Below are 25,937 nucleotides of genomic sequence, written 5' to 3'. Positions count from 1 at the left end.
TTTGGATTATCAGCACCTAAGGTAGGTTCTATCAGATTGGAAAACAAAAGATCCAGACAATCATTCCGGTCTAGCCCAGCCAATCGTGCATCAACCTTTTTTTCTACCAAACGGCTTAGCTCTCCATCAGATGCGGAATAAGGATTAATCCCAAGCAGTTCCTGAAATAATTCACCGTAGCTACAGCGCTTTACCTCTATAAATGAAGAAACCACACCGAGTAGATGAGTGATATCATCCATCAACCGTTGTTGATCCATCCCCACCCGATACCACTCCAGCATAGTAAACTCAGGATTATGACGCCCCCCGGCCTCACCATTCCTGAAAACCCGTCCCATAGAATAGATATCACCACTGCCTGCAGCCAATAGCCTTTTCATTGCAAATTCTGGAGACGTATGAAGATAGCAAGTTCGGGAGTGACCTCCACCAATGGGCTTAAAATCACAATGGAAGCTATCGATATAGACATCTACCGTAGCTGAAGCTGATAGCATTGGGGTTTCTACTTCCATGACACCCTGATGATCAAAATATTGCCTGATATTTCGGTACAACGTTGCCCGTTCTTTTAGTGCCATCATTGAAGCAGATGGTTTCCAGCTATTTGTTGAGGGCATGCTTCTACTCCTGATTTTTTCCATCTTGAGAAGAACATAACAGGGAATAGCAAGCCAGGGGGAATAATTTAGGAAAGAAACTCTTATTTTACAGACTGCGTTGATAAAGAAGCTGGAGAGGCATCCTACCCCTCCTCAATAATGACGAACAATGTTCGTTATTTCACCCGACCAACATATTCACCGGTACGGGTATCAATTTTCAGCACTTCACCTTCAGTGATAAACAGGGGCACTTTAACAGAATAACCGGTAGTCAGCTTAGCTGGCTTAGAGCCGCCCTGGGCAGTATCACCTTTCAGACCCGGATCCGTTTCAACCACTTGCAGTTCAACAAAATTAGGCGCAACCACAGAAATAGGCGCACCGTTATACAGGGTTACTGTATAGACTTCCTGTTCCTTCAACCAGTTAACCGTATCGCCTACTGCATCATTGCTGGCTGCATGCTGCTCATAAGAGCCATCGGTCATCATGAAGTGCCAGAATTCACCGTCGGTATACAGGTATTCCATATCCAGTTCCATCACATCGGCCGCTTCGATGTTTTCACCAGACTTGAAGGTACGCTCCCAGACACGCCCTGTCATCAGGTTGCGGAATTTAACACGGTTAAATGCCTGTCCTTTACCGGGCTTAACGAACTCATTCTCAATGATCGTGCAAGGATCTCCTTCGAGAATTACTTTGAGACCGGAACGAAACTCATTGGTACTATAACTAGCCATCAATCTTACCTGGAAATCAAAAACGGCTATGATAACCCGTTCTGAGCTCAGAGTGCATACCCCCCCCTTGGAAGAGGGCTGGCAGGGGGCTCTGTCAAACACTGTTTCAAGCCCTGAAGAATTGCTGGACCTGCTGGAGCTGGAGCATTCCCTGTTACCGGATGCCATTAAGGCAGATAAACAATTTGCCTTAAAAATACCCAGGGCCTTTGTATCGAGAATGGAAAAAGGGAACCCTTATGACCCCTTACTATTGCAAGTATTGCCTCTGGGCAAAGAGCTCATGGAAGTCCCGGGGTATAGCCTGGACCCCCTGGGAGAACATGCACAAACACCACGAAACGGAGTTATCCACAAGTATCATGGTCGCCTGCTGTTAATAACCAGCGGAGCCTGTGCCGTTAACTGCCGCTTCTGCTTCCGCCGGCATTTCCCCTATGAAGACAATCAGCTGGGGGGTGATAACTGGAATAGCGCCCTGGAGTACATTGCCTCTGATCACAGCATTAAAGAGGTGATTCTCAGTGGTGGAGACCCGCTGGCAGCCAATGACAAACGGCTGGCTCGACTGGTTACTGCCCTGAGTGAGATACCCCATGTTGAAACACTGCGAATTCATACTCGCCTCCCACTGGTGATCCCACAGCGCATCACACAGGAAATGATTGACTGGTTTACCGGCAGCCGCCTGAAACCTGTGATGGTGATTCACTGTAACCATGCCAATGAAATTGATCATTCCGTTGAAACGGCTTTGGCTAAATTGCGACAGGCAGGTGTTGTTCTTCTGAACCAAACCGTTCTATTAAAAGGAATCAACGACACCACCGACTCACTGGTTAACCTGAGTCATAAGCTGTTTCAGTCATCAGTTATGCCCTATTACCTGCATGTACTTGACCGGGTTCAGGGGGCTGCTCATTTTGATATTGATGAAGACAGGGCAGTGCAGTTGATAAAAGCAATGATGATCCAATGCCCTGGTTACCTAGTGCCAAAACTGGTACGAGAGATAGCCGGTAACACCAGCAAAACCCCCATTACACTGTGAGTAAGTAAGGGGAGAGGAAGACAAAAATTTACCGTTACAGCCTCCAGAAGCCCTACCTACCGAAGTATTGATATCTGAGCCTGGTAAATTTTGCGCTGCAGCTCCCCTAAGGGCGGATAAACTATTAATCTAATCAACATGAACCTGGTTATGCTTAACCGGACATTAGTTATGGAAAAAACGTTTTAATCGTGCCTTTAACCAAATCATTGCAGACTGGGCATTTTCTCATGGCAGGCGCACAGTCGAGGCAACAATACAGATGCCCACAGGGTAAAAAGGCCATTGCCTTAGGGCGATCCTGGCATATTCCGCAGGTCAACCGCTTTTTATACTTATTATATTCATCTATGACTTTGTCTAGATCTTCAAATTGCTCTTGCGATCGATCAATGTTCCCATTACTCATGCTCGCCTGAACCTCAGAAGAAGCACTAGAAGTCTGAGCATCGACGGACTGGACAAGCTGCTGACCTGATGATGCAGCAGATGCACCCGAGGCACGCTCATTCTCTATTAGCAGAATCACTTCATAAATTTCTGTGGCCTGCATTTTGGTCTCGTCAATAGCTATACCTTCCCGTCGTTTTTGATTTTTCCAGCGATCAATGGCTTCATTGATAATCGTATCGTTCTTTCCCATTTCCCTCAGGGCCAAAACCATAGCACTGTCCATGGTATTGTTTGGATGCCCCTCATTCAGTGGCGGCTGGCTTAGCTCATTGGTGGATTCCGCCTGCTGATGGCGGGCCTGAATGGTATTGACAAAACCGACCCCCTGGTTCTGGCGTAAAAAAGCACATTTGGGGAACCAGCGGGCATGTTCTATCCAGGGATCGTCTCCTGCTTCCCAGTTGCGTAGCCCACCACCGCAAAAGAAGCAACGGGTATAGTCACCGTAACCTGCATAGAAAAAGCCTGCCATCGCCATGTCTCTCGGGGTTTGATCCAGATAAGTGGGCCAGCCATTATAGGTGTTGATCCTCACTGTCAATACTGCATAAGCAGGATAACGCGGCTTTTCAAAGTTAATACCCAACGTGTCAACACCGCTTCTGCTTGGCTCGACTCCTACCGTCATGCTGGTGCTGGTGCTGGTATTAGTGCCGCCATTGTTAATGCTGCTGGTATTGGTACCACCACTGCTAACGGTACTGATCGGGGTGCTGCCATTGTTAATAGTGCTGGTATTGGTACCGCCACTGTTAACGGTGCTGATCGGAATGCCGCCATTGTTAATAGTGCTGGTATTGGTACCGCCACTGTTAACGGTGCTAATCGGGATGCCGCCATTGTTAATAGTGCTGGTAGAAACCAGGAGCGGATTCGAAACAGGAATTTGCGAGATCCTTGTACTGGATATCCCTGGTACTTCCACGGCCTCAGCCAGAGCGGCAGACCTTGCCGTATTAACCGGTGGCACAGAGCCACATAAGATCTGATCGACCTGATGACGAGGCTTATACCGATCCTCTTCATGAATAGGCACATTGCCGCTTTCCAGGCCATTCATATAAAAGCAGGAGGGGGATATTTGTTGATGAATAACATAAGGGTCATCGCCATCCCGCCATTCCTTATACACCTTGCCACAGGAAAAGCAGCGGCATTCAGCGCACTTACCGGTGTAATAAAAACCAACCCGGGCCATGGCGATCGGCGACACCCTGATATTGGAGGGAAATGACCAGTAGCTGCGAACTCTTACAAATTCAAATCTCATTGTTTCCGCATGGGGAGGACGGCTTGATACTGGCACTGACATTTGTTCAAAATATTGTTGCAGGCCATTAATGGGGTAGACCCAAAAGAACCATTTCTGGGGTGTGAAATTATCCTGAAACAAGCGTTTGGCTAGAATCCCATGGTCATGCTGGTTCAATTTTTTTTTTGAATAATAAAGCAGAGCGTTATCCTGAATTTGTATCATAAATGCATAACCTCTGTAACCAGAGGGTTGTTACAGAGCCTTTGAAGTGAATCAGAACTCAGGGGTACTCTGTTAAGCAACCAAACCAAACAGAGGACGCCAAGGATGGCCTTTAAGCACCTTAGCTCTGAAGAGAGACATTATATCGAAATCGAACTGAAAAATGGGACTTCTCAAAATAAAATTGCAGAAAAACTCGGGCGTTCACAGAGTTCGCTGTCACGGGAGTTAGGACGCAACACAGGGCAGCGTGGTTACAGGCACCAGCAGGCTCATCGTAAGGCTCAACAGCGTCATAAGGAAAAACCCAAGGCGGTGAAGTTGACGGAAGATATTAAGCGACGGATTGCTCAAGATATCCGGGCTGACTGGAGTCCTGAGCAAGTGGCTGGAAGGCTTGAAAAAGAAGGGATAATCAAGTTGCATCATGAGACGATTTACCAGTTCATAGAGGATGATAAGCGCACTGACGGTACCCTGTATAAACACTTGCGCCATCAGAAAAAAACGTACCGAAAGCGATATGGTTCAGCTCATAACCGAACAGGCATACCTAACCGGGTAGGTATTGAAGAGCGCCCGGAGATCGTCAACAACAGGGGGCGTGTTGGTGACTGGGAGGCGGATACCGTAATCGGCAAAAACCATAAGGGTGCCATTGCCACACTGGATGAGCGAAAGACTAAACTGCGCCTTGCTGTTCCGCTGCCAGGAAAGAAAGCAAAAGCGGTTAAACAGGCAGTGATTGATACACTCAAGCCCCTGAAAAGGTTTGTTAAAACGATCACTTACGACAACGGTAAGGAATTTGCTCAGCATGAAGCAATCAACAAAGCCTTGAGCTGCGACAGCTACTTTGCTGTGCCCTACCACTCTTGGGAGAGAGGCCAGAATGAGAATGCCAATGGGCTGCTCAGGCAGTACTTTCCCAAATCAATGGAGCTTCATAACGTCAAAGAAAGAGACGTTATCATTGCGGTAGACAAGCTGAACAGCAGGCCCAGGAAATGCCTCGGTTACAAAACACCATATGAGGCATTCAAAGAGTTAACTGGAGTGAATGCAAGAAAAGTCATGGGTTATGCATTTATGACTTGAATTCAGGCATAACTAAAAGTCAAATATTCAATGAAATAATTCGCCAAGAAATATGGTGTAAACCAATCCGCCCACGCTACCGCCGGTCAATCCTGCTTCAAGACTCCTCAGGCCATCACACATGTACTCAACAGGTTATCACTACATATAAACCTGACCATCATATTATATTGGCTCTCTACAAAGTACTGCCGAGTCTCAATATAAACGACAAAATATGCTCGTATGATACGATCAACCATGGACTTTGCAGGGTCTATGTGCAATGGATGGCAGTAGTGATACGTGCTGATCACAATTTACCTCATTGTCAAATGGATACCGTACATTCCCTGTACGGTATGAGGGCTGAGAGTATGCAGGGTTTGAGTTTTCTTACACAGTGAATTCCTGTAGGGCAGGAATCCCGGTTAAAACTTCAACCAGCCAAATGCCTGCTCTATTTTCTTTTTAGCAAAGCCTGCCGCCTTCATTGCGCTTTTCACGGTGCTTTTGCCAAAGCCTGCCTTTTTCATTATTTTGGCAACACTTTTGTGGCCTTTATTCCATAAGTCCCCGGCTTTTAGCATCTTGGCAATATCATTGGAACTGAATCCGGCGCTGCGCAGGTATTTTGCTGCGGTTTCAGAGCTGATTTTCAATGTGTTCTTCATGGCTTTTGAGACATCTTTAACCGGGAAGCCAGCACCTTTCAGTAATTTGACCACAGCTTCATCGGTCTGACCAATGCCCTTCATGGCCCTGCCGATATCATGGGCGTTAATGCCTGCTGATTTCAAATCCTTGGCAATACTGGCAGGCGTTGCCTTGGCCACAGTCTTCAGGGTTTTGGCAACGGTGTTGGCATCATGACCGACACCTTTCAGGGCTTTGGCGATAGAAGCACTGGAGCTGCCATAGGCACCTTTTAGCATCCGGCCAATATCATCAGCGCCATGACCTGCATTTTTCAGTAACTTGGCTGCTTGTGCTTCAGTTTGTTTATAGGTCTTACGGGCTACCTTTCCAATGTCGTCTGGTTTGATACCTACTTCACCCAGTAACTTAACCGCTTCCTGAACCCCCGTATTAAAGCCAGACTTTAATTCACCACCAATTTGTTCTGCGGTTCTGCCGGTTTTATGCAGTAATTGAGTGGCATCCTTGGCGGTTTGCTTATAGCCAGACTTCAGTGCCTTGCCCACAGTGCCTGCCGCTTTACCTATTTCAACAACCCCTTTATCAAGGGCATTGATCCATTCTTCCGCTGTGTCATAAAGGGTGGTGACTACACTCTTGATTTCATTGAGCACCTGTTTGGCCAGTTTCTCAATTTGTGCATTTTTGGCATCGGCTTCAGCAGTGAAGGTAAAGTGGCTGCCAGCGAAAGCAAAGGTAGCATCCAGCTCCACATAAGCCTTGTTATTCTGATAGCCCATTTCCGTATCCGCCTTAACGGAGGTATCCACTATGATTTTGCCAAGGTCAGCCTTGACCGTTAGCAGCTTGGCCAGATCAAACTTACCACTCAGTCCAAAGTTAATGGCTCCGCTGAGGAACATATCCGTGGGAGAACCCAGCGAGCCCGCAATTTTCCAGTCCAGGTCATAGCGTCCGCTAATAAATGATTCTTTAATGGTAATGGTGGTATCGGACTCAACAATAATATCCACACCTTTGGTGGTAATGTTGGCCAAGGCAGCAGACTCCTGTCCCAGTAACCGCAATCGGCCACTCAGCGCCATATGGGGATTACGCAGTGCCGGAATCTCATGCTTGGGCTGCTTAAACGACGAAAGGCTGATAAGTGGGCCGCGCTTGTTGTCATAATCACTAAAACGGAAGAAATCTTTATGAACAATTTGCAGTGGCTTATCCATATAGGAAGTGGCTGCAATCCCCTTGCGATCACTGATTTCAACCTGGGTTGCCCAGCGTTGTCCCAGTATTTGCAGGCAACCGGAAAGAAAATACCCCTGGGTAAAGGTCAGTGTTCCCATTCTTGCCCCGGTGGGCGCGATATAAACCTGGGGGGTAATGGCCACTTCCAGCACTTTGCCTTTGAGAGTTACCGTATAATGGCGCATGCCCTGAGCCATATCGGTGAGGCTCCAGATACGCCCTTGCTTACGTACCACAATCAGCAGCATTTCTTCACTGGCAGAAATGGCCACCTCCACCGCAGCAAAGGCGGCGGACACCGCAGCGTAGTCTTTACCGTCCAGGGCATTAACGGTTTTCGAATCAATGGCAAAGGTACGCACGGCGCGCAGCTTGATGGACTTGAAAACCTTATTCACCTCGGCGGGCAGTTTCACCACCTTGGCAAATTCACGGGTAATATCCGCCAGTGTCATCTGGCTGACGGAGCCTGCCAGCACACTTTTTGAAGGATCAGTGGAATCAGCAATCACGGCAATGGATGAACTGAACTTCTTGGTATCAATCTGGGCTGCGATGCCAACACTGGGAATACCCCCCCAGTTGACGCCCAAAGCCAGCCCCATATTACTGAGCTTTACATTGCCAAAGTTAATGGTGCCTGTTGCCGATCCGGCAAAATAAACGCCGGTGGGTAACAGGCTCATGGCCATATTGAAGTTCACCGGCTGTTTCTGGATTTTGAGGGTCAGTTGGCCTGCCAGGAATAGAGAAACCTTGCCTTTCTCCAGCATAAAACCAAACTGGGCTGCCAGCGGGTATTTGCCCATGAGTTTGGTACTGATGGAGGTAAACAGGCGGGTTGCATCAGAGGGGTTTTCAGCAACCTGCAATGTCACCTCAATAGCCGGGTCCAGTCCCAGAATCTGCTTGAGCAGTTTCATATCCTTCTGCTTGGTATCCAGCTGCCAGCTGGCATGGGCATTAAAACCTGCCACCACTCCACCACCGGAGGGCATGGGGATTGAGCTGGAGCTCAGGCTTGGGTTACTGAAGGCGGCCATTTCCGGAAAAGTAAACGACGGACTGTCGAAGCTGGACACCAGCAGCGTTAACTCCGTCAAGGTGACCGTATCATCAATGACTTTCAGGGCTTGCAGACCCGGCAGTTTTGAAATTTTGGATTCATTCAGTACCAGGCCAAAGGCAGTACCCCATTGCCCCTGCTGCTTGCCAATTTGTAAAGCCAGAGAACCTGTATTAGCCACTTCCGTGACCAGCACGAAGGTGTAATCCTTACCGGCCTTCTGGATCTGTACGGTATTGTTTTCAAAATCAAGGTCAAAGGATTTGGGCAGCTTTAACTCACCGGCAGTAAAGGTGGTTAACAGTTCGTTCAGGCTGGTTTTGGGAATATAACTGTAGATCAGCACATCACCCGGTGTGTCGTAAGTCATACTGAGTGAATAATTGCGATAATTGACGACACCACTGACAGAGCCCCGGAACCCCTGACTCTTTTCATAGGCCACAAACATGGAGATGTCGTCTACCTGCAAGGTGGCAGGCCCGATAGGGATGGGAAACGAACCCTCCTCACCATCCATTGCCATCGCCAGACTGTAAGAATTACCGGGGGATACGCCTAACCGTAATGTGCTAACGGTAAGTTCGGCAGGCACCGGAATATCAGATGCATACTTTTTCAATAACTGCCCAAGGGGAATGGTATTGCCTGCATCCATCTGGGCATAGAGGGTAAAATGATCCCTGGAATCCGCAGTGACACTACAGGAGACATCTCCCAGATCCATGCTGGCCTGAAGTTTGGTGCTGATAATGCGTGGTTTTGTTTTTTGGGTGGAGAAAGGGTTATCAATGGTAAAGGTACAGCTGATACGCGTCAGCTCAAACCGGTCTGGCCATATTTCCCAGTTCAGCTCGGGCATACCAATTTCAACAGTAATATTTTTAACGGCTATTGCCTTGAGATCACTGTAGTCCACCCGCACACTGAATCCGGTGAATGCCAGTTTGCCTAAGCCTTTCCCCATCTTTTGCAGCTCTTTGGGCAGGTTGCCCATAAAGCCATCCTTTGAGCCACTGAGTCCAGCCATCTGGCTGAGATTCCCCAGGGACAGCCCCTCGCATTGGGCAATACCCAACCATTGATGAATACCTGGCTCAAAGGGCAGGGTGATATCGGTTTCTATACTGGCTGAGGGAATAGCCATGGAGCCGGAAAAGCCCTGCACTGGCTTAAAGGCCGGGTTAGTGGACGACATTACCCAGTCATCACTAATGGGCGTATAGACCATCAGGCTGTCGGCATCTAATGTGAGCGTGTTTTTTCCTAAACTGTCGTTTATTCCAATAGCTATGGTGAGCAAAATGCCCGGAAGCCCATGCTCAACCTGATCGTCCACATGCCAGGGGAACAAAAAATTAGCACCGGTATCCATGAACTGTGTGCGCAGTTTTGCGGTGGTTTCCCCTCTCACAGGCAAACGGATACGCCCATGCACAGACAGCTCTGAAGTCACTTTGAAGGCATTGGCGGCAATAGCCAGTGGCCCTTCCGGGCGGATTTTAGCCAGAAAGTTAATCCCCTTTTTCAGGGGTTGTTGTGACTGACTATCCACAGTGTCACAACTGGACGCGACAAAGGAGGCGTTAAAAAAGGCAAAGTCATCCAGTGGTACCCGCTCTTTCTGCCAGCTTTCACCGGTTTCCCGGTCAAACAGAATGGGCTGTGTCTCATCCGGAGTTTTGGGTAAGTCAGGAAAGCTTTTTGAAAAGCGCCAGTCATTAGGGCCGGGATTAGCACCTAATAACTGATAGGCTACGGTTAACTGCACCTGTTGGCTATCATCGAGCCAGCACTGTATGCGCGCTTGGACATCAGGCACTTCAAGATAAGAACCGACACCGGTTATCTCAATTCGCTGGTTTTTATCGTCAACGGCTACCAGTTTGACCTGACTCAGATTCAGGGTGCGATCGTTGTAGCAGAGTGTAAAAAAATCAGACAGGGTTCCGGGAAAGTCGCTACTACTCAGTGAAAGGGTTTTCCGGCTGATTTTATTATTTTTTATGGCAAAAATACTTTGCAGGGCTGAGAAATCCATGGTCACTCCTCAAATTGGATAACTGTTTTTTTATTTGTCTTATACGGCTTGAGGTAAATAAAAAGTTAAGCCCTGTTTGTATTTTACCCACTCTTCCTTATCGATTTTGTCTGAAGGTTGCCAGTTGAGTGGATGGTCGCCTGCAAAGGGGATATCAAGCTGAACAAAGGGATTTGAACTCCCTATCAAATCCTGGTTACTGGGGTTAAACACCGCCCTGGCTTTGTCATCCCAGCGGTCAGAGTCATTGGGAATATCTTTATAGCGGGCCACAAAGCGCTGGTCCCAGCGGATGCCTGGCCCGTGGTGGCCATCACAGCGCATAACAATGCCTCCAGGTACGGTGGCAGTATTAGCTGGAGAAAGGGGTTTGCCACAGGCCACAACCAACTGGGCAGAAATAGCACCGGTGGTTTTGGGGTAGCATTTGAGTACGCCATGATCTTTACAGATCTCCACGCCAATTTTTACGCCACCAAAGGATACGACATGGTCTGAAAATGAGGGCCAGATATCCTTGCGCTTCATAAACTCTGCTCGATAAAGCCAGTCTCCCTCAAACTCAATGCCTTCCATTTTTTCGTCGTTAGCCAAGCGCTGTGAAGGCAGGCCATCGATTTGTGATGGGGTGTACTTATCAATCTTTTGCCCTCCTCTTAATTCCACACCGCCGTTAATGACATAGGTAGAGTTCTGATCGATCAGCACACGTTTTGTGGTGTTTTCCAGATAGTCTATGTCCGTATACTGTTGCGTCCACATAATGGTGCCAGGGACTACAAGCCAGTGCTCCAATGCCTCGGCCTGCCCAATGGTTTCCATCAGCACATTCGATATGGCCTGATACATATCCTGTGTATAGGAGCGAGGCTCTTCCGGGGGGCGAAAATAAAACTCAGGGGCAACAAACAGGTTGAGAACACCATCTTTTTTTAAATCCTTTCGGTGTTTAATGGTTGTGGCGGCCAGCTCTAAGGCTGTCAAAAAACGCTGCACCCGTGAAAAGACATCCGCATCCCCTTTCACCATTTTTACAGCACTTTGGGAACCTAAAAGGTTGACTGTATAAATCGGTGGCTTACTGGCCAGCACTTTGTCCCTGTTAACAATATCCGCTGCCACCTTCATATCAGGGTAGGCAGAGAAAATTTTCTTTTGGTCACTATGATCCAGCAGTAACCCTGCTGGCAGGCTGTATTCAACTCCCCCTTTGGTGCTAAAGCCGATGGTGGGTAAGTGATAAGCGATGTAGCGAATATGGGAATAACTCACAACGCACTTCTCCCGATGTTTATTTGTTTTTATTAAGAGAGGTAGCTCTGGAGTACAGCTACCTGATGCTGATTAATGACTGGACTCAGTGTGTAGCTCCCGGACTAACGCCAAAATGCCTGTTACCAGCATGGCGCTGGCAATAGCCGGTAAGAGCTCCACCAGAAATTCAAGGGGGTAGGTATCAGCCAGAATATGATTTTTTAAAATGGGGATGGGGATAAAGAGTACCAGGCCAACTTTGAACAGGTGTCGCTCAAAGCACTCTAATTTTTTCCAGGCTTTCGCCAGCTTAAAGACAGGCAGCTCTTTGGTAATATCCCGGCCTGCATAGATAATAAAGCCTACCGGTAACAGAATAGCCAGAATAAGAATTAACCAGCTAAGCCAGGTGGGCATAGGATACTCCTTATTATTTTTGTTTTGCTTATTGTGAACATTCCCAGCTCAAAATCAAACAGAAAACATTTCCTTTGCCCTGGTTAGAAAAGCCTGCCGTTCTTTCAGGCCATTATAGCCACCATTAATTCTAAGGGTTACAGCCTTGATATCGTCAGCATCCGCATTCTATGATTTTTCTCCTTATTATTTTTAATCCAGCAAGTATAAAATGCTATCCAGCCCTAACAATGAGATGGCATGCTGAGTTTGCTGTCTGACCAGCGGCTTGGCATGAAAGGCTATGCCCATTCCCGCAGAGTTGAGCATGGGGATATCATTGGCGCCATCACCAACAGCTATTACTTGTGTTACAGAAAATCCCTCGGAAGCAGCAATTTCATGTAGCAATTCTGCCTTGCGCTGACCATTGATAATTGGGCCTGCCACCTGCCCTGACACTTTGCCATTAATAATCTCCAGCGCATTGGCATGGACATAGTCGATACCAAGCTGCTTTTTCAGGCAGTTAGCAAAGAAATTGAAGCCTCCGGAAACGATAGCGGTTTTATATCCCCGCTGTTTAAGACCTGCCATCAGTGTTTCTGCCCCTTCCATCAATGGCAGGCGTTCGGCAATATCATTCAACACTGACTCATCAAGCCCTTTGAGCATTGCCAGCCGCTCCCTAAAGCTGCTATCAAAGTCCAGTTCCCCCTGCATGGCCCTTTCGGTTATTTTCGCCACCTGTTTACCGACCCCTGCCGCATCAGCTAAAAGATCAATGACTTCCGCTTTGATCAGGGTGGAGTCCATATCAAAAACAGCCAGTTTGTAATCGCTCTCCGCCTCTTCCCCTTTCAGGTATACAATATCGATCTGAAGCTCGGTAGAAATAACGGACAATGAGTCCCTTAGCGGATTTTCTGGCCATTGGTTATTCGCTACCATTGTCAGGCAAACAGCTGAACAAGAAGCTTTTCCTTCAGAATCCAGTGATTCAGATATACATTTGATTTCCCTTAGATCCAAACCACTATCGAAAATAGCACCAACAACCCTGCCCAGGTGTTCTACTGTGAGCGTATTGGCCAAAAGTAAAACCTTGCTGCTATGGTTATAAGCTTGACGAGGAGACGGGGGCAAGCGGTCAAATATCACCGGGTGATAACTGCACTCCAATTGCTGCTCCGTACACAATACCAGCAAGCTATCGAGTTGGGGACTGTCCGGGTTGTCGTCAGGCAGCTGTAATAACAGGGTTATATCCAGGCTTTCCCTGTCCGCTGTTTGATAAATATCAATCAGTGTTATCTCCCAGGCAGCAAGGGCTGAAAATATAGCCTGGGTAAGTCCTTGCTGATGACATCCTGAAATATTAACTTTAATTATTTTGCTCACAACTAGACCAGCTGGTTTATTACTTTATGGGCATTATAAACAAACCTGTGCAGAGAGGCGCTAATATAGATTCGTCCCCAGGCTCTTTGGAACGGTTCCCTCTTGAGCACAAGCACATATACCGGCAAGCTATCTTTTTAAATACCAGTTCCCCACCTGTGTCTTAAGGAGAACAAACATTGAAACTGCCGAATAAAAAGTCGGGTATCCATGCCTTTCCGGGCGTAACCAGATTGTCTCTTAAGTTACAGTTGATGCTGGTATATGGATTCTTGATGAGTGTCCTGACTGTTTTAAGTTGCCTGTTAATCAGCACAGAAATAGACAATAGCAGCTCTCATCAGGCTGATACCATAGGCTCTTTGCTAAGCGAACAAACGGCCAGTGCGGCTGCCAACATGTTGATTACCGGAGACAGGCTTAGCCTTAATGTATTGTTGAACCAGCTAACCCAGAATCCGTATATTGCTGAGGCGTCCATTTACAGCATTGATAATCACAGAATAGCCAGGGCCGAGGGACAAAGCCCGGCAAGCTTCACCAACAGTGATACCTCTGGCCCGGTTTATTCAGCCCCCATCAACTATCAAGATGTTATTGCCGGTTATGTCAGATTAAAACTTGATTATAAGGTATTGACTCAAAAGCCAAAGGAGTCCCTTCAGGTTATTATCGCAGTCAGTGCCCTGTTACTGGTCATGGGCCTTGTTTTTCTTAATTTTTATGCCACCAAACTGGCTGATAAATTGAGACTCATTGAACGCCAGTTACACTCAATATTTAAGACGTTGCCCATTGAGCCACTGCCTGCCACTGAAGTTGACCGTATTGCCAGCCTTGTGGAGCATCAGCTGACAGAAAAAATAGCGGCTGAAAATGCAGAAAAAGAAAAGATCAGTGGTGAAAAAATGGCCGCTATTGTTAGTATCCGCACCAAGAACTTTGGAAGGCTGCAATCATTATTAGCTCCCCAGGAACTGATTGAAATTATCCGGCAGCAAACGGCAATAGTCGTTGAAGCAGCAAAAACCTATGGCGGAACGTTAAGCTATACACCGGAGGGTAATAGCTATATCCGTTTTTCCAGCCAGGAGAGTGACACGTTTGCCATGGATGCTCTTTGCTGTAGCTTGTTAATAGAAAAGTTATCTGAAAGGGCAACTGAAAATAGCATCGCCAGAATTCAGCTGGGTCTTGGTCTTTGTTTGAGTGATCAGGTCAGCGAGTTTCCAGAGGGTCAGCATCCGGCTCTGGCCAATAGTGCAGCCAGTCAGGCATTAATGCTGGCCAGCCTTCCCGAACCTGATGGGCTTCATATGCTCCGCAAGCAGCTTAGCTGGCTTCCTGCTGATATCACAGAAATTGAACTATCAGAACATGGTGATGATATTATTCGCATCACCTCCCTGACGGAGCCAGATGATGAAGAAATTGAGCATCAGGCTGAAGAGCTGGAAACTCAATTTCATTGATACCACCATCGGAAAAACGATACACCCTCAAGGTTATGCGACAACGTTTAATGACTCGATGTATTCCTATCATTATTAATGGAATCGGAGGCTTGCCCCATTTCATTAGCCACTGGTTGACCCGGTTGGGAGGTATGGTTGCGGATTATTCCAAAGGCAATATAGCGCGGGCGGCGATTAAACTGGCGCTGCCAGGGCTGGACCATAAGTCCATTGATAAGATTGCCAGAAAATCAGCCTATCGTAGCTTTGATTATATTTTATCCATTTCGAAACTGGATAAAATTGCCTACCAACTGTACGACCAGGATATTGTTACCCAGGCATTGAGCCAGAATAGGGGGCTCGTCATTGCATCATTGCATATGGGACCACCTGACATTGGAACCCTGGCATTAACAAAAGAGAATATCCCCGTTTCAACGGTTATTGGTGCGGGCAATCAGAAACCCTTGCTGAACCAGATTGGACAGCATGTTCTGAATAAATGTGGCATTCGTTATATAAAGCGGGGTGATCCCATGGCGGTGATGAAAACCCTGAGAAACAGGGAAGCTATTTTTTTGCATAGTGATATGCGTTCCAGAGAAGCGCCTGTCACTTTTTTTGGGGAGCAAACCACTGCGCCCATTAGTGCTATCAATGCAGCCCTGATGATGAAGGTGCCTATTGTCTTTCACTACTGCACCTTAAAAGACAATGTTTGGCAGTTACACTTTGAACCGTTTGAGTTGATTCAGTGTGAAAACAGGCAAGAGGCCGCACAACGTAATTTACAAAAATTGATGCATCGGATGGAAGCAGTGATTCGAGAGCACCCTGAGCTATGGATATGGCATTATGATCGTTTCAAACTGAAGAAACGAATTAACAAGTGATGGTTAGGGAATAGCTGCTGGCACTATTCCCCGTTAACCATTCAATTTATCAGGCTTTTTCCAGCCAATGGATAAACCCGCCCAGGGAGCTGATTTGCTCAATCTGGACAGATTCCAGACTGAGCTCTTGTCCCATCTCCATTTCGGCAGTAATAATCAGCTCCATAAAGTCTACGGACTGAATGTGTTGCATCAGTAAACACTCATCACTGAGTGTATCTGTATTGACTCCTTTGCTGGTAAGAAAGTTAAGAACTAAAGCGCGCGCATTCATTGATCGTTATCCTTTATGATCGGCTGTAAGTTGCTGGAGTGCCTTGATGTCAACTTTACCGTTGGCATTTCTTGGCAGCTCCGGGTGCCAGTGGACTTTCCCGGGCACCATATAAGGGGGAAGCTTTTCAATGCAGGCCTGGCGGACGGACTGGCTGTTTCCATTTTCTCCGGATAACCAGGCCACCAGTCCTCTGGCTATACCGTCTGCATCTACGGGCCAGGGAATAACGGCGACCCAGTCACAATCGAACTGTTTGCGGATGACTGATTCAATCTCAGCCAGTTCGATACGAAAGCCATTGACCTTTACCTGAAAGTCTTTGCGTCCATGAAAATGTAGTCCATATTCGGCATGTTGGGACACTATATCCCCTGTACAGTACCAACGTTCTGATTCAAAACCTGGAAATGACTTCTCTATAAAAGACCTGGCTGAACGTTCAGGGTCATGCCAGTAACCCTGGGTGACCTGGCTTCCTCCCAGAAGGAGTTCCCCTTCCTCTCTAGCCTCTGCCAGTTGCCCCTCTGAATTGATGACAATGGCTTCCTGATCCGGAAAGACATAGCCAATAGGCATATTGGGGGTGTCAGGCAGGCACTCTGTATATTCCAATCCTGTAATGGCCACCGTTGTCTCGGTGGGGCCGTAAAGGTTAATGACTCTGCCATTGGGCGTAGCCGCTTGCCAGTGGCTTGCCAGGGACATGGGAAATGCTTCGCCACAGAAAAAACTGTATCGAAGGCTGGGAAAGGCACCGGGCTTCATTTTGCCAAACTTGCGGATAAAACTGAGCAGAGACGGAACAGAGTTCCAGCAGGTCAATTGATGGCGGTTGATAAAATCCGCCGGGCATAGCAGGGAGGCTTCAGGAACAACATACAGGGCACCTCCCACAGGCCAGGCACAGGCTAGGTCATGAACAGACAGGTCAAAGGTCAGGTCGCTGACCTGGCTGAACCGGTCGCTGGAGCCAATATTGTAGCGGGTGAGAATATTATTGCTGTATGCCTTTAAATTGTCATGGGTAACTGCAATCCCTTTAGGTGTGCCGGTGGTTCCAGAAGTAAAGAGTAAATAAGCGTAAGGGTTGGCATACTGGGGCTGTCGCCAGTCACGGGCTGCTTTCAACTGTGTCTGGCAAAGAAACTGTTGATCGAAATCTTTACACCACTCCGGGCATTGTTCATGTTCTGGCAATAGTACGGTAACGGAGTGGTTCAGTTCGTGTAAGAGTTCTTTTGCCGCAGCTTCCGAGCGTTTGTCGACAATAATGACAGGACACCGGGCAGCGGATAATACGGCTTTATTTTTAGCGGCAGGGAAACGCGGGTTCATTGGCACATAACAGCCTCCGGCAAGGAGCGTTCCCCATATGCCCTGATAGATCGTGGCACTTCGGTAGGCAAGAAGGCCGCAATTGAAGGTGCCAAGATTTAATGCTTGCAATGTTGCCGCAATGGATCGTCCCTGAGTAATCATTTCGCCATAGGAGTAAAGTTGCTCATTAACCCACAAGGCTGGTTTCCGGGAAAAGTTTTCGGCGGAGTTTATTAAAAACCGGGCAAAACTATTTCTGAAATCAATAGGAGGTGAGGTTATGTTGTTTTGCAACATTATTGCTTTACCTGTGTATAGCAGAGGGCGTAACTATTTCTTCCACTTAATCAATACGTCATAAGATCAGTGAGGCGGCGATTGTGTTCTGATAATTCTTAACAGCGCCTTAACAGAGGGTAGCCTTTTTATACCTTAGCATTATTTATAAATAATAAGCGCGTAGTTACCGAATTAATTGCGGGTAATTGTAGGTGGAGTATGAGTGGGGAGTAGTTGGTTTTCCATGCTGAATTTTTGTTAAACAGTAATTCATATTTACTATTTTTTATTGGAATACCGTTGGTATTAAACGGATTTGAAATAAAAAAGGGCGTAGGAATGTACGCCCTTTTTTTTATGGAAACGACCGATTAATCCAGAAGATCATCAGCAGCTGCAATAATATTTTCTACAGTAAAGCCGAAGTACGGGAACAGGTCACCGGCAGGGGCAGATTCACCAAAGGTGGTCATGCCGATAATGCGTCCATCCAGGCCAACATACTTGTACCAGAAGTCAGCGGAAGCGGCTTCAATGGCAATGCGGGCAGACACTTCCAGTGGCAGAACGCTTTGCTTGTACGCTGCATCCTGGGCATCGAAGACTTCAGTGGCAGGCATGGAAACCACACGAACCTTGCGACCCTGCGCTGCCATCTTTTCTGCAGCATTCATTGCCAGCTCTACTTCAGAACCGGTTGCCATCAGGATGACTTCAGGCAGGCCTTCACAGTCTTTCAGGATGTAGCCACCGCGTTCCACATTGGCCAGTTGCTGATCATCACGGGTCATGCAAGGCAGGCCTTGACGGGAGAAGATCAGGGCACTGGGGCCATCCTTGCGTTCAATGGCATGCTTCCAGGCAATGGCAGACTCAACGGTGTCACAGGGGCGCCAGGTGTTAATGTTCGGAGTCATACGCAGGCTTGCCAGCTGTTCAATAGGCTGGTGAGTCGGGCCATCTTCGCCCAGACCGATGGAGTCATGGGTGTAAACAAAGATGTTGCGCTGCTTCATCAGGGACGCCATACGTACGGCATTGCACGCATATTCCATAAATACCAGGAAGGTAGCGCCGTAAGGCACAAAGCCACCGTGCAGGGCAATACCGTTCATCATGGCGCTCATGCCAAATTCACGGACACCGTAGTGCAGGTAGTTACCGCTGGCGTCTTCTTTGGTGATGCTCTTGGAGCCGCCCCAGATGGTCAGGTTGGAGCCAGCCAGGTCTGCGGAACCGCCCAGAAGTTCTGGCAGCATTGGGCCATAAGCATTCAGGGTGTTCTGGGATGCTTTACGGCTGGCTACTTTCTCGGCATTGGCCTGGCACTCTTTGGCATAGGCCATGGCTTTTTCAGAGAAGTCGGCAGGCAGGTCACCGGCTACACGACGATTGAATTCTGCAGCCAGTTCAGGGTGAGCAGCCTGGTAAGCGGCAAACTTCTCATTCCAGGCCGCTTCGGCAGCAGCGCCCTTTTCACGGGCATTCCAGGCACCATAGATATCACCGGGTACCGCAAAAGGCTCATGGTTCCAGCCTAGGCGCTCACGGGTCAGCTTGATTTCTTCATCACCCAGAGGGGCGCCGTGGCAGTCTTCCTTGCCTTCCTTGTTGGGGGAGCCAAAGCCGATCACGGTCTTGCAGCAAATCAGAGTGGGTTTATCAGACTCTGCCCGTGCCGCTTCAATGGCTGCCTTGATGGCTTCCGGATCATGGCCGTCAACCGCTGGAATCACATGCCAGTTGTAGGATTCAAAACGCTTAACGGTGTCGTCGGTAAACCAGCCTTCCACTTCGCCATCAATGGAGATGCCGTTGTCGTCATAGAAAGCAATCAGCTTACCCAGGCCCAGGGTGCCTGCCAGAGAGCATACCTCGTGGGAGATACCTTCCATCATGCAACCGTCACCCAGGAAAACATAGGTGTTATGGTCAACAATGGTGTGGCCTTCACGGTTAAACTGGGCTGCCAGCGCTTTTTCAGCGGCAGCCATGCCCACGGCATTGGCGATACCCTGACCCAGTGGTCCGGTGGTGGTTTCAATACCAGGCGCGTAACCGTGCTCAGGATGCCCGGCGGTCTTGGCGTGCAACTGACGGAAGTTTTTCAGGTCGTCGATGGACAGATCGTAACCGGACAGGTGCAGCAGGGAGTAAAGCAGCATGGAACCGTGTCCGTTAGACAGAATAAAACGGTCACGGTCGGCCCAGTTGGGGTTGGATGGGTTGTGGCTCAGGTAGTCACGCCACAGGACTTCTGCGATATCCGCCATGCCCATGGGTGCACCCGGATGGCCAGACTTGGCTTTCTGGACAGCATCCATACTGAGGGCACGAATAGCATTGGCGAGTTCACGACGAGAGGACATAAAAATCAGGGCTCCTGATGATCCAGTCGGTTTGAAATGGCGGCTATTCTAATCGTTGTTTTCCAAAACGGGAAATAATGGCGGCAGTTTATGACTAATTTTTTTATTTCCGTATAGCCATGGGGGAGATTACGTAATCTATATCAAATAGTTTTGATATAGATTATAAGCCTTGATAGACTGATTTTTAATTTTTACCAATGCATTCGGAGTACAGCTTGTCAGAACAGCTTGACGCTATAGAACAGCTTGCTGTGCTGGGTAAAGCCTTTGGCGATCAGCTCAGGCTCCAGATTCTCAGGATATTAAGCACGGAATCCCTTGGGGTTCTTGAGCTCAGTCATGTCTTTGATATGAGACAGCCGGCCATGAGCCATCACCTTAAGGTGCTCTATCAGGCGGGTTTGGTGACAACCCGTAAAGAAGGGAATACTGTTTTTTACCGCAGGTCGCTTCCTCCTTCAGATGAAGTGCAGGAGTCGGTTGTCAAGGCACTCTTTGTGAGCGTTGACCGACAGCCCCTGGCAGACAAGTTTCGAGTTCGCCTGGAGGATATCCAGAAGCAAAGGGCTGAGCAGTCCAGGGCTTTTTTTGCCCGGCATGCGGATGCTTTTCGCCAGCATCAGGAATTGATTACTGATCCTGAGCCCTATGCCTGCTGTGCTGCCGATGTTATTGATAAAACGATTTTTCCGGACAAAGAACTGGCTATGGAGCTGGGGCCGGGAGAAGGTGCTTTTTTGACAACACTGAGCCAGCGTTTTCAGCAGGTTTACGCTGTTGATAACTGCGGTGAAATGCTTGAAAAGTCACAGATGACAGCCGCCAGTAATGGTCTGGATAATATTGAATTTATCCTCGGTGAAATAGATCAGCTGGGGGCAATGACGAATCAGTTTGATTGTATTGTTGCTAACATGGTGCTACATCATGTGGCGAGTCCTACCAGCATTTTTTCAGGGGCAGCCAGGCTGCTTAAGAGGGGAGGTAGCCTGCTGATCAGTGAGTTAAGCCAGCATGATCAGGCTTGGGTGAAAGACTCCTGTGGTGATCTTTGGCTGGGCTTTAGTCCCGAAGAACTTAGTCAGTGGGCAAAAGACGCTGGTCTTGTAAGTGGAGAATCCCAGTATCTGGGGTTACGTAATGGTTTTCAGATTCAGGTAAGACGATTTATTCGTCCAGGGCAGTACCCGTCTCTCGAATCTAATTTAGCATGAGGCATGAGATAATTATGGCAGAGTATTCTCTGTTTACTTCCGAATCTGTATCAGAAGGACATCCGGATAAAATTGCCGACCAGATTTCCGATGCAATCCTGGATGCCATCCTGAAGGATGACCCGGAAGCCCGTGTGGCAGTCGAAACCATGGTGAAAACCGGCATGGTGATTGTTGCCGGTGAAGTACGCACTGACACCTATGTGGATATTGAGGAGTTAGTTCGTAAGGTGGTCACGGATATAGGGTATAACCATGGTGACCTGGGCTTTGATGGTGAGTGTGTTGCAGTACTGAATGCTATTGGCAAACAGTCGGCAGATATCGCTGTTGGTGTGGATGAAACAGAAGAGCATGAACAGGGGGCTGGCGACCAGGGGTTAATGTTTGGTTATGCTACTAATGAAACCCCGGTATTTATGCCTGCCCCCATCTACTATGCCCATGAGCTGGTTAAGCGCCAGGCGGAGCTGCGTAAGAATGGCACCTTGGCCTGGTTACGCCCGGATGCCAAAAGCCAGGTAACCATGCGCTACGATAGCAAAGGCAAGGTTCAGTGTGTTGATGCGGTGGTGCTATCCACCCAGCATAATCCTGATATCAGCCAGGAACAAATCAGGGAAGAGGTGCTGGAGCATATTATCAAGCCAGTGCTGCCTTCTGAATGGCTCCATGAAGAAACCCAGTTCCATATTAACCCTACGGGTATTTTTGTCATTGGTGGTCCGGTAGGCGACTGTGGATTGACAGGCCGCAAGATCATTGTTGATACCTACGGTGGCATGGCTCGTCATGGTGGTGGAGCATTCTCCGGTAAAGATCCATCCAAGGTTGATCGTTCAGCCGCCTATGCCGGTCGTTATGTGGCGAAGAATGTTGTGGCTGCCGGTCTGGCTGATCGCTGCGAGATTCAGGTGTCCTATGCCATTGGTGTGGCTGAGCCAACATCCATTTCTATTAATACCTTTGGTACTGGCAAAATCTCTGACGAGAAAATCGTAGAGCTGGTACGTGAGCACTTTGACCTGCGTCCTCGCGGACTGGTGAAGATGCTGGATCTGAAACGCCCCATTTATCAGGCCACTGCCGCTTATGGTCATTTTGGTCGTGAAGAACCCGAGTTTACCTGGGAGCGGACGGATAAGGCCGAGGCTTTGCGTTTAGCGGCTGGAGTTTAATTATAGAGGCTGTTTGAATAGAAAATATCCACTGTCTGCATAGGATGATCTATTTCAAACAGCCTGTTAGACATCATTGAAAGAAATAATAGTATCTCATACTGAAATGAGGGTTACTCGGTTGCCGACATTATTCACGCCTTTTATGATTTTTTGTAAAAACTGAACATGTTTTCAGGTGCTCTAGTAGAGGCAGGAGATCATCATGGTTTGCCAAGGCGTAGATAAGCCTTTTGATAGTTTGAGGGCTGTCATTTAATCTACTATTTAGTGCGTCGAAAATGGTTCTACCTTTGTCACTATAGATAATAGAGCTTCCTAGATGCACTTCCTTATTTTTTAGCTCTGTAACCAAGGTTTTACACGCTTCTGCAGTCATGACATAACTTGCTAGTCCGTCTAACACGGGTTGGGCTAGCATTTTCTCTCTAAAAGCGAAGTGATCAAAGCTATAGTCATCTAAAAATGAGCGAAATGGTTTCAATCTAGCAGCTACTTCACGTTTTTTTGTTTCTGCTTTTTCTTTTCTTGTCCATTCCTGAAGAGTTGGACCAATCCACTCTCCTTTTATGTTAGTCAGGCAATCATGAAGTAGTATTCCCAAACATAATTCAGGTTCATTAGGACAGAATGCCAATACCCGGGGAAGCATAGAGCGGTAACCGGAATTTGAGAATAACCATACTGAAAGAAATGGAGGTGTTTGCTGTTTTATTGCTTGGCTTATTTCCCTGGCGACCACCCCTGTGCTTGTATCAGCATGGGTTAAATTTATAGTGGCTAAACAATCATGGATTTTCTTTCTATAAAGAGTCATGACAGCAGATGGTGAATCTGGCAGATGCTGATTTGCAGGGCTGAGCATCAAAGCTTCAGGCATGATAATTTCTGCCATAAACATTGCTTGAAGTACAGTGAATAAAGGCTCTGCACTGATAGTAGCCTCTTTAAAAATGCAGTAAGGTAACCCTTGGGATTTCAGGAATTGATCCAGTGGATTAAAGATATCATCATGTAGTGAACGAAATGCACTACAGATTATATCTTTATAGGTGGTATCCACAGTGCTATCCATCATGTTGCCTGTTTGAGGAGAGTTAAATAAGAGGTTATAAAACGCAGCACAATTCTTATAAACGATAAAAAGTATGGAGTATTTTCTTAAATAAGGTCTCTTCGTATCTGACTTTTCTACTAATTCACTAAAAAAATTAAAAAATGTCTCATCATCATCAAAACTGACATGCCCCCAAAGTTCAGGGGCTGCTTTTGGTAAACTATTGGTTAAGTCCGATTTTTTATCTTTCCAGAAGTGGTTGTTTATTGTAGATTCAGTCTCGTTTAATTGCTGTAGAGACAGGTCCTTTACTTGAGCATTACCAGAAACGCCATTATTTAGCTTTTGCTCCAATTGTTGGATGACTGTATCTGAATGAGGGTATTTTCTTCCATCAATGGGGACATGGCCTGCACAGGAATAGCGCAATAAATAGCCTATCATGGCCACTCTCACTGAATACGGCAATCCAATTGCTTGTTTGTCTTTTTTTATGTCAGAGTAACAACTCTCAAAGTTAGCAAGGATCGCTTCAGTGGGTAGAGGAACACTATCCACTGTTTGCCCGTAATACAATCCGCAATGCACGTTGCAACTAAAAGTAAACGATGCTAAAAGCGATAAAAGAAACCATTTTCTTGAAATTAGCATTTAAATATTCCTCTTAGTACTCACTAAAGATTGCAGACTTTTCTCTCCGTGATTGATTATATAAAGATGAATTTGTGATTTTATGCATTGTATTTATTACCTAAAAAAATATATTTACACAAATTCCTCGAAGAGCAGTGAAGATGCTGGATCTGAAACGTCCAGTTTATCAGGCTACTGCTGTTTATGGTAATTTTGACCGTGAAGAGTCCGAGTTCACCTGGGAGCGGATGGATAAGGCTTAATCAAAAATTAGCTTTACCATAAAAAGCCCGTAAAAGGTGCTTTTTATGGTAAAGCTAATTAACAGCAAATTACTATAGGTGATAAATTATATTTTTAAAAGTTGAGTTTTAGTTTGAGCGTGGTTTTTTATTTTTTTTATCTGGTTTATTTGTATCCTCCAATTCTCTTTTAGTGGTTGGAGGTAATGGTTGGGGTATTCCCTTAATAAGACTCATCATCTCTGTTGGACCCAAGGAGGGGAGAGAGGATAAAGAGAGCGAGGGGAGTGGTTCAGGCATGGCCAGCGAAGGATGTTTTGTTTGTGAGCTGCCTGCTCTGTCAGTCATGGCGCTTAAGGCCATTAATGGGTTGGATTCAACAGGAGCTTCTAGAGATGCTTCTCTTTTTGTTTTAGCCGTTCCTGATAACAGACGTGTCATTGCATCAGTAACGAGAGTTCTATATTGACTGGTATCGTTTACAACCAGATTAACTAAGCTTTGTTCATTATCAGGATCTCCTAGTATTCCAGCAGCTAGAGCAGTATAACCGTCTGGGTTTAGGTGAAAATCATCCCATAATAGGTGAGCAAAGTTCACTATTTGTGGTGCCTCACTCACAGTGGGAAGGGTTAGCATGCTTTCATTACTTGAATCCACTGTTATCATATTGTTAATGTCAGTAACATGTACATTGTTGTGTTTTTTTGCCTTATTGAGTATTAGAACATTAAATAAATCTATGATTTTGTCTTCATATGAGACTTTAGTGTCTATTAATGTATCTAATCCATGGATCGTTTGAACCCAAGGAAAAAGCCGTATTTCTTGCTCTTGGCAGGCAGGTAAATGTTGACCGGGTATGGTCATAATATAAAATTGTTGCTCAGGGTATTGATTAAATAATTCAAATAACTTTGTTAGCCTGCCTTTAGCCTGCTCTCTATTTAAACTATGTGGGTGTTTGACACTAAAGGTGATCATATCAGGTATTATTTTTTTTATATTCTCTTTTCCAGGATCAGAAAGTGTTAGACTGGACAACATAGGTTCATATAAAGGTCTTAACTTTTCGGTTTGTGTTTCTACAGTTTTTTCAACGCCTTCTTGACTTTCAACACAACCGGCAAATGTCCAGAATGTCATATCTACTGCAATAATATGCTTAACACCTGCTTCCTTAGCCTTTTCTATTTGATTTTTAAAACTCTCCATGGGGTTATTTATAAGTCTTAATAGTTCTTGTGGGGTTCCTGGAGAGAAACGCTGAAAGCTGCCTTCTTTCAATGAAGCTGATATATCATGAAGTATGCCATGTGATACCCCCTGATCTTCATCTTTTATGACACTCTCAAAAGTTGTTTCTTTTACACCTCCAGAGTAACTGGCTCCCACAATTCCTAAAACAGGGCCAGCAAAGACTTTAGTGCATATTAAAAATAAATTTGAGAAAAGAAGGGCTATAGCTAGATGTTTTCGCAGATGAAATGATTTCATGATAGCTTTCTATATGCTCGTTAAAGGAATTTTAAAGGTGGCAGAGAAATTT

General features: G+C 46.7%; 19 protein-coding genes (1 of these 19 only partly in view). 7 read left to right on the top strand and 12 right to left on the bottom strand.

Annotated features, from left to right (window positions below; translation table 11 throughout):
• A protein-coding gene (gene epmA, locus MJ595_RS06605) for an EF-P lysine aminoacylase EpmA (protein ID WP_263081643.1) crosses the window boundary here: on the bottom strand, positions 1–623 show its 5' portion. It extends 370 nt beyond the left edge of the window; the window shows 623 of its 993 coding nt (coding positions 1–623); its start codon is at positions 621–623; its stop codon lies off the left edge, out of view.
• A gap of 158 nt (positions 624–781) precedes the next feature.
• On the bottom strand, positions 782–1,351 hold the full coding sequence (gene efp / locus MJ595_RS06600; protein ID WP_263081642.1) for an elongation factor P: 570 nt from the start codon (positions 1,349–1,351) through the stop codon (positions 782–784).
• A 52-nt stretch (positions 1,352–1,403) separates the two neighbouring features.
• Here efp and epmB point away from each other — a divergent pair, with 52 nt between their 5' ends.
• A complete protein-coding gene (epmB, locus tag MJ595_RS06595; RefSeq protein ID WP_263081641.1) occupies positions 1,404–2,402 on the top strand; it encodes an EF-P beta-lysylation protein EpmB in 999 nt (332 codons plus the stop codon).
• Between the two features lie 169 nt (positions 2,403–2,571).
• Here epmB and MJ595_RS06590 read toward each other — a convergent pair whose 3' ends face one another.
• Entirely contained in the window at positions 2,572–4,332 is a 1,761-nt protein-coding gene (locus MJ595_RS06590; RefSeq protein WP_263081640.1) for a hypothetical protein, read from the bottom strand.
• A gap of 105 nt (positions 4,333–4,437) precedes the next feature.
• Between MJ595_RS06590 and MJ595_RS06585 the strand changes: the two genes are divergently transcribed.
• Positions 4,438–5,430, top strand: a complete 993-nt coding sequence (locus MJ595_RS06585) for an IS30 family transposase (RefSeq protein ID WP_263078067.1) — start codon at positions 4,438–4,440, stop codon at positions 5,428–5,430.
• A gap of 410 nt (positions 5,431–5,840) precedes the next feature.
• Here the strand turns inward: MJ595_RS06585 and MJ595_RS06580 are convergent, their stop codons facing one another.
• From MJ595_RS06580 to serB, 4 genes are all read right to left on the bottom strand, one after another.
• On the bottom strand, positions 5,841–10,418 hold the full coding sequence (locus MJ595_RS06580) for a hypothetical protein (RefSeq protein WP_263081638.1): 4,578 nt from the start codon (positions 10,416–10,418) through the stop codon (positions 5,841–5,843).
• A 39-nt stretch (positions 10,419–10,457) separates the two neighbouring features.
• Positions 10,458–11,690, bottom strand: a complete 1,233-nt coding sequence (locus tag MJ595_RS06575; RefSeq protein WP_263081637.1) for a hypothetical protein — start codon at positions 11,688–11,690, stop codon at positions 10,458–10,460.
• A gap of 72 nt (positions 11,691–11,762) precedes the next feature.
• On the bottom strand, positions 11,763–12,089 hold the full coding sequence (locus tag MJ595_RS06570; RefSeq protein ID WP_263081636.1) for a hypothetical protein: 327 nt from the start codon (positions 12,087–12,089) through the stop codon (positions 11,763–11,765).
• Between the two features lie 192 nt (positions 12,090–12,281).
• Positions 12,282–13,469, bottom strand: coding sequence for a phosphoserine phosphatase SerB (gene serB, locus MJ595_RS06565; protein WP_263081635.1), 1,188 nt, complete (start codon positions 13,467–13,469; stop codon positions 12,282–12,284).
• Between the two features lie 179 nt (positions 13,470–13,648).
• Between serB and MJ595_RS06560 the strand changes: the two genes are divergently transcribed.
• The gene (locus MJ595_RS06560; protein ID WP_263081634.1) at positions 13,649–14,941 is read left to right on the top strand and encodes an AhpA/YtjB family protein; all 1,293 of its coding nucleotides are present in this window, start codon (positions 13,649–13,651) and stop codon (positions 14,939–14,941) included.
• Between the two features lie 35 nt (positions 14,942–14,976).
• Positions 14,977–15,819: a lysophospholipid acyltransferase family protein gene (locus tag MJ595_RS06555; RefSeq protein WP_263081633.1), complete on the top strand. Its 843-nt coding sequence runs from the start codon at positions 14,977–14,979 to the stop codon at positions 15,817–15,819.
• A gap of 49 nt (positions 15,820–15,868) precedes the next feature.
• Here MJ595_RS06555 and MJ595_RS06550 read toward each other — a convergent pair whose 3' ends face one another.
• The 3 genes from MJ595_RS06550 to tkt all read right to left on the bottom strand — a co-directional run bounded on the left by MJ595_RS06550 (position 15,869) and on the right by tkt (position 20,061).
• Positions 15,869–16,093 carry a hypothetical protein gene (locus MJ595_RS06550; RefSeq protein WP_263081632.1) on the bottom strand — a complete coding sequence of 75 codons (225 nt, stop codon included), beginning with the start codon at positions 16,091–16,093 and terminating at the stop codon, positions 15,869–15,871.
• A gap of 6 nt (positions 16,094–16,099) precedes the next feature.
• Positions 16,100–17,710, bottom strand: coding sequence for an AMP-binding protein (locus tag MJ595_RS06545; protein ID WP_263081631.1), 1,611 nt, complete (start codon positions 17,708–17,710; stop codon positions 16,100–16,102).
• Between the two features lie 353 nt (positions 17,711–18,063).
• Positions 18,064–20,061, bottom strand: a complete 1,998-nt coding sequence (gene tkt / locus MJ595_RS06540; protein WP_263081630.1) for a transketolase — start codon at positions 20,059–20,061, stop codon at positions 18,064–18,066.
• Between the two features lie 218 nt (positions 20,062–20,279).
• On the opposite strand from tkt, the gene MJ595_RS06535 reads away from it, so the two are divergent.
• On the top strand, positions 20,280–21,278 hold the full coding sequence (locus MJ595_RS06535; protein WP_263081629.1) for a metalloregulator ArsR/SmtB family transcription factor: 999 nt from the start codon (positions 20,280–20,282) through the stop codon (positions 21,276–21,278).
• A 14-nt stretch (positions 21,279–21,292) separates the two neighbouring features.
• Entirely contained in the window at positions 21,293–22,456 is a 1,164-nt protein-coding gene (gene metK / locus MJ595_RS06530) for a methionine adenosyltransferase (RefSeq protein WP_263081628.1), read from the top strand.
• A 130-nt stretch (positions 22,457–22,586) separates the two neighbouring features.
• On the opposite strand, the gene MJ595_RS06525 is transcribed toward metK, so the two are convergent.
• Entirely contained in the window at positions 22,587–24,164 is a 1,578-nt protein-coding gene (locus MJ595_RS06525; RefSeq protein ID WP_263081627.1) for a hypothetical protein, read from the bottom strand.
• Between the two features lie 122 nt (positions 24,165–24,286).
• On the opposite strand from MJ595_RS06525, the gene MJ595_RS06520 reads away from it, so the two are divergent.
• The gene (locus tag MJ595_RS06520; protein ID WP_263322470.1) at positions 24,287–24,409 is read left to right on the top strand and encodes a methionine adenosyltransferase domain-containing protein; all 123 of its coding nucleotides are present in this window, start codon (positions 24,287–24,289) and stop codon (positions 24,407–24,409) included.
• Positions 24,410–24,517: 108 nt separating this feature from the next.
• On the opposite strand, the gene MJ595_RS06515 is transcribed toward MJ595_RS06520, so the two are convergent.
• Positions 24,518–25,885 (bottom strand): hypothetical protein, encoded by a 1,368-nt coding sequence (locus MJ595_RS06515; RefSeq protein ID WP_263081626.1) that lies wholly within the window; start codon positions 25,883–25,885, stop codon positions 24,518–24,520.
• Positions 25,886–25,937 lie beyond the last annotated feature (52 nt).

Source organism: Endozoicomonas sp. Mp262, assembly GCF_025643335.1.
GTDB lineage: Bacteria > Pseudomonadota > Gammaproteobacteria > Pseudomonadales > Endozoicomonadaceae > Endonucleibacter.
This window is presented reverse-complemented; position numbering and strand designations above follow the sequence as displayed.